Below are 8,172 nucleotides of genomic sequence, written 5' to 3'. Positions count from 1 at the left end.
TTTGTACTCCTGGGTGAACTTCCGGCGAGCTGACCCCATGACGCTCCTTCCCTATGGACAGCGAACCTCAGGTTCGCTGTCCACGGAAGCGGGATCACTCCAGAGGATGGCGAAGCTCGGGGGGATCCGCGGGGCGAGGTAGCTGATGGTCAGGCCAGCCCAGGTCACGGCTACCGCGACCGAGGTGGAGATCCACATGCCGGGGTAGGGGCGGGTGGTGAGCCGTTGGGCAGTGCCGGCGGGTGCGGCGAGCAGACCGAGGAGCAGGAGCGCGCCGACGGCCTGGGTGGCCTCGGCCGCGGTCGCCCCGACCAGGCCGAGGAACCCGACACCGAGGAGGCGGACGGGGACACCGCGGGCGGCGGCGACCGCCTGGTCCAGGCTCGCGAACAGCAGGGGACGCCCGATCACGATGACGGCGAGGCAGAGCAGGGCGGCGAGCACGGCGGCTTCCCAGGCGTGGGAGGCGTCCAATCCGAAGATCGAGCCGAACAGGACGGTGACGCCGGCGGTGCCGTTGCCGCTGCTGCGGTGGGTTGTGTACAGGGTGAGGAAGAGCACGCCGAGACCAAGGATCCAGGCGAACACGCTGCCGATGACGACGTCGTCGGCGTGGCCGCGGGAGCCGAGAGCACCGAGGGCGAACCCGACGGTGATGGTGGCGGCGAACAGGCCGATGCGGGCGTCGACCCCGGTGGCCAGGGCGGCGAGCGCGCCGGTGAACGCCACATGGGACAACGCGTCGGCGGTGAAGACCTGCGCACGCAGGACGAGGAAATAGCCGACGAGTCCCGCCGCCAAGGCGATCCCTGTTCCGGCGATGAAGGCGTGCTGCATGAACGGGTGGTCGAACATCGCGGTCAGTCCGGTGTCCGCCGTCTCCGCGGTCATGCCGCCGCCTGTGCGGGATGGGAGGTGCGGGCGGTCCGGCCGAGCAGGTCGTGCGCGTGAACGGCGAGGCGGGCGAGCAGGTACAGACCGAAGGCGAAGCTGGTGATGAAAAAGCCGATCGGGTACGGCGAGTAGTAGGCCACGGTCAGCCCGGCCCAGGTGACCAGCAGCCCGAACAGCACGGTGAGGGCAAGGCTGAGCGCCGGCCGAGGGGTGAGGATCTGTGCGGTCGCCGCGGGGATGACCAGCAGGGTGAAGACGAGGAGGGTGCCGGTGATCTGGCTGACCTCCGCTGCGGTGCTCCCGAGCACGATCAGGAAGGCCACCGACAGGGCCCGCACGGGCACCCCGGCGGCGGCCGCCACGGCCGGATCGAGGGAGGCGAACAGCAACGGCCGCCCGAGCACCGCCAGCACCGCCAGGACCGCCACGGCGACGGCGGTCAGGGTCAGGACCATGCCATCGGTGATCCCCAAAAAGCTGCCGAACAACAGCGCGTTCACCCCGCCGAGGAATCCCTTGTACAGGCTGACGAACAGAAACCCGCAGGCCAGCGCGAACGCCTGCACGGTACCGACGGTGGCCGACTCCGCGGCCCGCCCCGCGGTGGCTCCGCCCGCGGTGGGGATGGCCGCGATGAGAAGCGCCGCGGTCAGGCAGAAAGCGAAGTAGCCGTAGGTCGCGCCCAGGCCGAGCCAGATCGCGCCGGCCGCGCCCGGAAAACCGGCCACGGCCAGGGTGTGGCCGGCGAACGTCTGACGGCGCAGGACCATGAACCAGCCGGTCGCCCCGGCGGTGACCGCGACGACGGTCCCGGCCCGGAACGCGTTCACCATGAACGGGTAGGCGAACATCTGTCGGACATCGCGGACCAGGTTCCACGACAGGGCCGCGTCGGCCGTGGCAGCGGCGATCATGAGTGGCCGGTCCCGTCGTGGCGGTCGGTGTGCGCCGCGGGCGGTTCGGGTTGGCCGACGACGACCAGCCGCCCATCCGAGGTGGCCAGTACCTCGATGGGGGTCTGGTAGAGCCGGCTCAACGTCGCGCTGGTGATGACCTCGGTGGGAGAGCCCGACACCGCGCCGCCGCCGGCGAGGTAGATGACCCGGTCGAGGCTGGACAGGATCGGGTTGACGTCATGGGCGACCATCAGCACGGTCACCCCCGCCGTCTGGCAGATAGTGCGGATCAGTGCCGCGACCGCGGCGGCGTTGTGCAGGTCCAAGCTGTCCAACGGTTCATCGAGGAGCAGGATCCGGGGCCGGCGGGCGAGCGCTTGGGCGATCAGAAGCCGCTGCTGCTCCCCACCGGAGAGCCGGCCGATCGGCTGGTGAGCGTAGCCGGTGGCGCCGACCAGCGCGACGAGTTCGACCACGCGCCGCCCTGCTGCCCGGCTGCGCTCCCCGCCGGGTAGAGGTAGACCCCACCGGTGGCCGTCGACACCGAGGCGGACGACATCGATCCCGCGGATCCGTACCGACGGGTCGAAGCTGCGTCGCTGCGGCAGGTACCCGATCTCGGCGCGGGCCCGCCCGGGAGGCCGACCCAGCACCACCGCCCGCCCCGCGGACAGCGGCAGCAGGCCCAGAGCCGCCTTAAGCAGGGTGGACTTACCGACCCCGTTGGGCCCGAGAACCGCGACGAACTCTCCGGCGGCGACCTCGACATCCACCCCGCTCCACACCAGCCGCCCACCCAAGCGGACCGCGGCGTTCCGGAACAACACCGCCGCTGTGTTCACCGCGGTCGGCCGGTCGGTGCCAGCGGGCAGGACTGTGCCGACGGCGTCGACGGCCACCTGAGCGGATCGTGTGCGCACCGTCATCGCGTCACTTTCCGGTTGCCTGCGCCAGCGCCGTCCGCAGGCTTGTCAGCTGGGCGACCTGCCAATCCTGGAAAGACGCGCCGGCCGGGGTGAGGGTCTCGGTGATAGCGGTCACCGGGATCTTGGCCGCCTTCGCCTCCTCGACCTGCCGTTGCACGTCCGGGGTGGAGTTCTGGCTGTTGTACACATAGACCTTGATCTTCCCGGTCCTGATCTGATCGTCGATGGTGGTCTTGTCCGCGGCGGTCGGATCGGCGCCCTCCGAGATCGCGCGCAGGAAGGCCGGCGGGGTCAGCAGGTCCAACCCGAGAGCCGGAGACAGCATCTCGAAGATGCTCTCCGACGCCCCGACCGGTGTCCCGGCGTACGTCGTCTTGATCGACGCGATGAGATCGGTGTACGGCTTCAGCGCCGTCGCGGTGAACGACGCCCGTTGCCGGTCGAAGTAGCCCGCGTCCGCCGGGTCGATCTTCTTGTAGTCCGCGGTGACCTCGTCGATCACCCTCGTGACGTCCCCCGGGTTGTACCAGCGGTGCGGGTTGTCCCCGTCCTTCGCGCCGACCAGCTCACCGACGGTCAGCGTAGTGCGCCCGTCCGCCGGGTTCGCCGCCGCCAGCCGGCCCGCCCACGGGTCGTAGCCGACTCCGTTGTCGATGAACAGCCGCGCGCCGGCGATCGCCCGGCCGTCCGCCGGAATCGGCTCGTAGTCGTGCGGATCGGCGTCGGGATTGTCGATGATGCTGGTGACCGCAACCCGATCACCCCCGAGCTGGGCGGCGATACTGCCCCAGAAGTTCTCCGCCGCCACCACCGCGATCTTCCCGCCACCACCGCCAGCGCTCCCAGAATCCCCCGACGAGGACGTCCCACACGCGGCCACGACTATCACCACACCGGCGGCCACCACCCCCAGACCGCGCCGGACCCGCCACCGCCGCACCGCGACCAGCCTCGCACCATCCACCACGGTCTCCCCGCTCGTCAGCCGACCGGACCCACCATCCGTACTGGGATCCATTTTCATCAACGTAGATGGTAATGGAAACCATTACAAGTTGATAGGTGTGGTAATCGCCTTCACCGTGCCGGGAGCACGCATCCTCGCCACCGAGTCGCCGCCAGCCATGCGGCGGTGCCGACCAGTCGGATCGCCGCGCTCCCGCACCGTGCTGGCGGGCTACCGTGGTCTCGACAGAGCCGCGCCCGACCTGCAGCTGCCCGCCGTTATCGGCGCCGCGGTCGTCTTCGGCGCCGCTGGAAGAGCCAGTGGAGTACGCCGGCAGCGGCGCACAGGCCGGCGGTCCGCGTGATGACTTCGGCCGTGTGCCGGCCGACGCCGGGGATGGTCGCCAGCCGGTCACACTGGCGGCGAAAAAGGCGCGTCTCCGCCTCGAGTCGCGCCGGCAGTTCCTCGATCGCCGTGGACGGCTGGTCGATGCGGTTCCAGGTGCCCGATTCTCACCGAGGTTGCCGATGGCGCTACCGGTGGGATGCGGCTCCATACGCGGACGGTGGCCGGCCACGGTGGGTGATGCCGATAGAGGCCGGTTCAGCGACTTTGGCATCCTCGTGCCAGGTCGGCGGGCGGTTGATCGGACCGGACTCTGCACTGCCACGAGATGAACGCAACCAGCCCGCGCTGCCTCTAGTTCAGCTATGTCTGAGTTCAGGATTATCTGTACTGTGAAGCCGTGCTGACCGTAGCCCACGATATCGGGATCCTTGCCCGGTTCGGCCGCGCCCTGGCCGACCCGATCCGCGCCCGGCTCCTACTCGCCCTGCGCGACGCTCCAGCCCACCCCGCCGACCTAGCCGAACAGCTGGGCATCTCCCGAAGCCGCCTGTCGAACCATCTGGCCTGCCTGCGTGGCTGCGGTCTAGTCGTCGCCGTCCCTGTCGGCCGCCGCACCCGCTACGAACTGACCGACCCCCGCCTGGGTGAGGCCCTCGACGTCCTGTGCACCGCAGTCCTCGCGGTCGCGGCTGACCGCGCCTGCCCCGACACCGAGGACAAGGGCTGCTGCTGATGTCCCAGCTGACCCTCAGCCCCTCCCCTGCCCGCCGGACAGCTCTCACCCGCAGGATCCGGTTCCTCGTCGCCGCGACGATCACCTACAACGTCATCGAGGCCGTAGTCGCCCTCACCCTGGGCACAATCGCGTCCTCGACCGCACTGATCGGTTTCGGTCTGGACTCGGTCATCGAGGTCTCCTCCGCCACCGCGGTCGCCTGGCAGTTCTCCGCCACCGACCACACCTCGCGCCAGGCCCGGGAGAAGACCACCCTGCGGATCATCGCGGTGTCGTTCTTCGCGCTCGCCGCCTATGCCACCGTCGACGCGGTCCGGATGCTCGCCGGAACCGGGAAGGCGGACGGATCCCTACCCGGGATCGTCCTCGCCGCGCTGTCCCTGGCCGTCATGCCATTCCTGTCCACCGCCCAACGCCGCGCCGGCCGGGAACTCGGCTCCGCCTCCGCCATCGCGGACTCCAAACAGACCCTGCTGTGCACCTACCTGTCCGCCGTGCTCCTGATCGGCCTGACCGCCAACGCCACCCTCGACTGGGCCTGGACCGACCCGATCACTGCCCTGGTGATCGCCGTCATCGCCGTCAAAGAAGGCCGTAACGCCTGGGCGGGAGACACCTGCTGCCCGGTCCTGCCCACCCCCGTCGACCTGGGTGGCACCGTCGACGCCTGCGGATGCGCGCCCGGCTGCGACTGCTGCACCTGACCAGAACAACGCGACCCGCAGAGTTCGGGGAAGCGCCGTCGGAATGCCATTGCCGACAGCGTCGGGTGCTTGCCGGAGGCAAGGTCGGAGCGGGGCCTTGGACAGCTACGACCAGGCGGCACAACTCAGGCTGGAACTGGACGAGGTTCGCGCCCAGGTCGACGCAGCCGCCTTGATCCTGCATCCGCAGTGCTGGCACGCCAACCCGCTACGGGCACCGACGGCTGGGAGTGCCCCGCGACCGGGCAGCGGTATCCACGAGCACCAAGCGGTCTGACACGTGCGAACAGATGGACCCTCCAGCCCCGAACAGATCGCAGGACCTCATGCCGTTTCCGCAGCTCAGCCCGGCGATGACGCTACGAAGGAAACATTCGGCCCGCGGGGAATGACGTACACCACCACGCCAAGCGATCATCATGGTCGTGCCCTGTCTGATGGAACGTGTCTCCAGTGGCGCCACCCCGCAACGGAGTGATCATTGGCCTCGGAGCGCGTCTCGCAGGCGAAAGCGCCGGCCGGCGCGCCGAGTAGTCAGACACATCCTCCGAGCCGAGCGATCATGAGATGGCTGGCGCGGCGCAGGTTCGGCCGTCGGCCCCGGCCCGCGAATGGGGGCCCGTTACTCTGGCGATGGTCTGCACGTTCCCGACATGGCGGGTCGACGGCGGTCCGGCGAAAGGCCCGGAGGGGACGCGGCGTGAGTAGGGCGAGCCAGCGGGCGGAGCAGGACGAGCTGCGGGCGCGGATGCGCGCGGTCGGCATGTCCCACGATGAGATCGCGATCGAGTTTGCCCGCCGCTACAAGCTGCGCCCCCGCGCCGCGCACCGGGTCGCGCACGGTTGGACCCAGATGCAGGCCGCCAACCACATCAACGCCCACGCCGCCCGCACCGGCCTCGACCCCCACGGGCACCGCCCCCATGACCGCCCCGAAGCTGTCGGAACCGGAGAACTGGCCGCTGCCGAACGACCGCTGCCGGCCCACACCCCAGCTCCTCAACGTGCTCGCCGAGGCCTACGGCACCAGCATCCACAACCTCATCGACCTCGACGACCGCGAACACCTCACCCCCGTCGACCTGCTCCTCATCAGCCGCATCGACCGTATCGAGCCTGACGATAGCCGCGATCTGCCTGCACCTCGGGCTGTGCCTTCCAGCCCCGGGCTTCTCCAGCCGGGCTCCGTGGCTGCCAGCGCGGAAATTTCGGCGGATCTCGGGATACCGTTGCCGATCTCACCTGGATGGCCGGTAACGATCGAGACCGTCTGGCCGGCCGCCGCCGCCGAATCGCTCCCAGTGCCCAGGACGGTAGAGCAGATTCTCCGCGGCGCATCTGAGGAATCCGCGAACGCCCTCCACGCCAGCGAGGCAGGCGGCGACACCTACGGCGGCATCGAGTACGGCGGCATCGTGTTCCCCGCAACCGCGACCTTCGGCGAAGTCATGCGGGCTGACACCGCGCCGCAGCACATCCGGCTCTGAGGCCCGACAGCATCACGCCGACACCGACGCAAGTACTTTCCTGGCGATAGGTATATCGATCGGTAGATCGTTGGCATCACGCTGCCCGGTCGGTGACTGGCATGGGCACCTTGGCCGGTTGTCGGGAAACGAGTTGTCAGGGGATGAGGACGATCTTGCCTCGGGTGTGGCCGCGTTCGAGTTCGCGGAAGGCGTCCTGGACGTCGGCCAGCGGGTAGGTGCCGGCGATCGGGACCTCCAGGCGGCCGTCGGCCACCAGTTGTGCCAGTTCGGCGAGGACGCCGGTGCTGGCCGCCGCCGCGCTGCCGTCCGCCTTCACCCCGTGCCGGCCGACCGCGTCGAAGTCGGCGATGGTGTCGATCCGGTCGGGGGCCACCCCGAGCTCGAGCGCCAGGTCCACGTAGCCCTGGCCGAACGTGTCGATGAAGGCGTCGACATGGTCCGCCACCTGCCGGACGCGGTCGGCGACGCCGTCCCCGTAGGCGACCGGGCTCACCCCGTGGTCGGCGAGCCAGGCATGGTTGGCCGGCCCGGCGATCCCGACCACGCGCCCGCCAGCGAGCCTGGCGAGCTGCACGGCGATCGACCCCACCCCGCCCGCGGCGCCGGAGACGACCACCGTGTCACCGTGGCGCGGCGAGACCGCGCGCACCGCGGCGTACGCTGTCGTCCCGGCCACGAACAGTGATCCGGCGACCTCCCAGGAGACCTTCTCCGGCTTCGCCGTGAGGTTGTGCGCCTCCACCACCACATACTCGGCGTGGCTGGCCCGCCGGTTGGTGAACCCGAGGACCTCGTCTCCGACGGAGAAGCCGGTCACCCCGGGGCCGGTCTCCTCGACGACCCCGGCCAGATCGCTGCCCTGCCCCGAGGGGAACGTCGCCGGCCCCCGGCCGTGCAGCAGTCCCTCGCGGATCTTCGCCTCGCCGGGATTGATCCCGGCGGCCTTCACCCGGACAAGGACCTCACCCGCCCCGGGTGCCGGCCGCGGCACGTCCACCACCCGCAGTTTCTCTGTCCCGCCGTACCCGTCGAACCGGACAGCTCGCGGCATCGCCAGCTCCTTCGTCGTGTCCGTCCTCGTTGTCTTCCCTCGTTTGTCACGATCGTCTGTTCCCTCACTCGCGCGATTCAACGACTGTCGACGCGGAGATCGTCAGTGGATCACCGGTGTCGTCGGTGGATCAGGGGTGTTCGGCTGGGCGTCTGTGCCGACCGGGGCCGGGGGTGGGGGC

The 8,172-nt window shown here is 69.9% G+C and carries 8 protein-coding genes and 1 pseudogene; 4 read left to right on the top strand and 5 right to left on the bottom strand.

All coding sequences use genetic code 11. The features are described from left to right. Positions 1-51 precede the first annotated feature (51 nt). From CM1CMNOD_RS15715 to CM1CMNOD_RS15700, 4 genes are read right to left on the bottom strand one after another with little or no spacing between them, the layout of a single operon-like run. Positions 52-891, bottom strand: coding sequence for a metal ABC transporter permease (locus CM1CMNOD_RS15715; RefSeq protein ID WP_013874580.1), 840 nt, complete (start codon positions 889-891; stop codon positions 52-54). Next, positions 888-1,808, bottom strand: coding sequence for a metal ABC transporter permease (locus tag CM1CMNOD_RS15710; RefSeq protein WP_013874579.1), 921 nt, complete (start codon positions 1,806-1,808; stop codon positions 888-890). The genes CM1CMNOD_RS15715 and CM1CMNOD_RS15710 overlap by 4 nt, the downstream gene beginning before the upstream one ends. After that, positions 1,805-2,716: a metal ABC transporter ATP-binding protein gene (locus CM1CMNOD_RS15705; RefSeq protein WP_013874578.1), complete on the bottom strand. Its 912-nt coding sequence runs from the start codon at positions 2,714-2,716 to the stop codon at positions 1,805-1,807. Before CM1CMNOD_RS15705 ends, CM1CMNOD_RS15710 begins: the two co-directional genes overlap by 4 nt. A 4-nt stretch (positions 2,717-2,720) precedes the next feature. Beyond that, positions 2,721-3,680: a metal ABC transporter solute-binding protein, Zn/Mn family gene (locus tag CM1CMNOD_RS15700; RefSeq protein ID WP_013874577.1), complete on the bottom strand. Its 960-nt coding sequence runs from the start codon at positions 3,678-3,680 to the stop codon at positions 2,721-2,723. 727 nt (positions 3,681-4,407) lie between these two features. On the opposite strand from CM1CMNOD_RS15700, the gene CM1CMNOD_RS15695 reads away from it, so the two are divergent. The 4 genes and pseudogenes from CM1CMNOD_RS15695 to CM1CMNOD_RS15680 all read left to right on the top strand — a co-directional run. Then, complete coding sequence (locus CM1CMNOD_RS15695; protein ID WP_013874576.1) at positions 4,408-4,743, top strand: ArsR/SmtB family transcription factor; 336 nt, start codon at positions 4,408-4,410, stop codon at positions 4,741-4,743. Further along, on the top strand, positions 4,743-5,450 hold the full coding sequence (locus CM1CMNOD_RS15690; RefSeq protein ID WP_013874575.1) for a cation transporter: 708 nt from the start codon (positions 4,743-4,745) through the stop codon (positions 5,448-5,450). The genes CM1CMNOD_RS15695 and CM1CMNOD_RS15690 overlap by 1 nt, the downstream gene beginning before the upstream one ends. Before the next feature lie 97 nt (positions 5,451-5,547). Beyond that, on the top strand, positions 5,548-5,727 hold the full coding sequence (locus CM1CMNOD_RS15685) for a hypothetical protein (protein WP_131772742.1): 180 nt from the start codon (positions 5,548-5,550) through the stop codon (positions 5,725-5,727). Positions 5,728-6,150: 423 nt separating this feature from the next. After that, positions 6,151-6,559, top strand: a pseudogene (locus CM1CMNOD_RS15680) (hypothetical protein); the annotation flags it as partial. Between the two features lie 514 nt (positions 6,560-7,073). Here the strand turns inward: CM1CMNOD_RS15680 and CM1CMNOD_RS15675 are convergent. Next, positions 7,074-7,991, bottom strand: coding sequence for an NADP-dependent oxidoreductase (locus CM1CMNOD_RS15675; RefSeq protein ID WP_013874574.1), 918 nt, complete (start codon positions 7,989-7,991; stop codon positions 7,074-7,076). Positions 7,992-8,172: the final 181 nt, after the last annotated feature.

It is taken from the genome of Protofrankia symbiont of Coriaria myrtifolia, assembly GCF_900634755.1.
Taxonomy (GTDB): Bacteria; Actinomycetota; Actinomycetes; order Frankiales; family Frankiaceae; genus Protofrankia; species Protofrankia coriariae.
This window is presented reverse-complemented; position numbering and strand designations above follow the sequence as displayed.

What these genes read in the sequence shown, in the direction of transcription:
- CM1CMNOD_RS15710 (WP_013874579.1), bottom strand. Translation starts at nt 1,808, where the DNA reads ATGATCGCCGCTGCCACGGCCGACGCGGCCCTGTCGTGGAACCTGGTC.
- CM1CMNOD_RS15690 (WP_013874575.1), top strand. Translation starts at nt 4,743, where the DNA reads ATGTCCCAGCTGACCCTCAGCCCCTCCCCTGCCCGCCGGACAGCTCTC.
- CM1CMNOD_RS15715 (WP_013874580.1), bottom strand. Translation starts at nt 891, where the DNA reads ATGACCGCGGAGACGGCGGACACCGGACTGACCGCGATGTTCGACCAC.
- CM1CMNOD_RS15675 (WP_013874574.1), bottom strand. Translation starts at nt 7,991, where the DNA reads ATGCCGCGAGCTGTCCGGTTCGACGGGTACGGCGGGACAGAGAAACTG.
- CM1CMNOD_RS15705 (WP_013874578.1), bottom strand. Translation starts at nt 2,716, where the DNA reads ATGACGGTGCGCACACGATCCGCTCAGGTGGCCGTCGACGCCGTCGGC.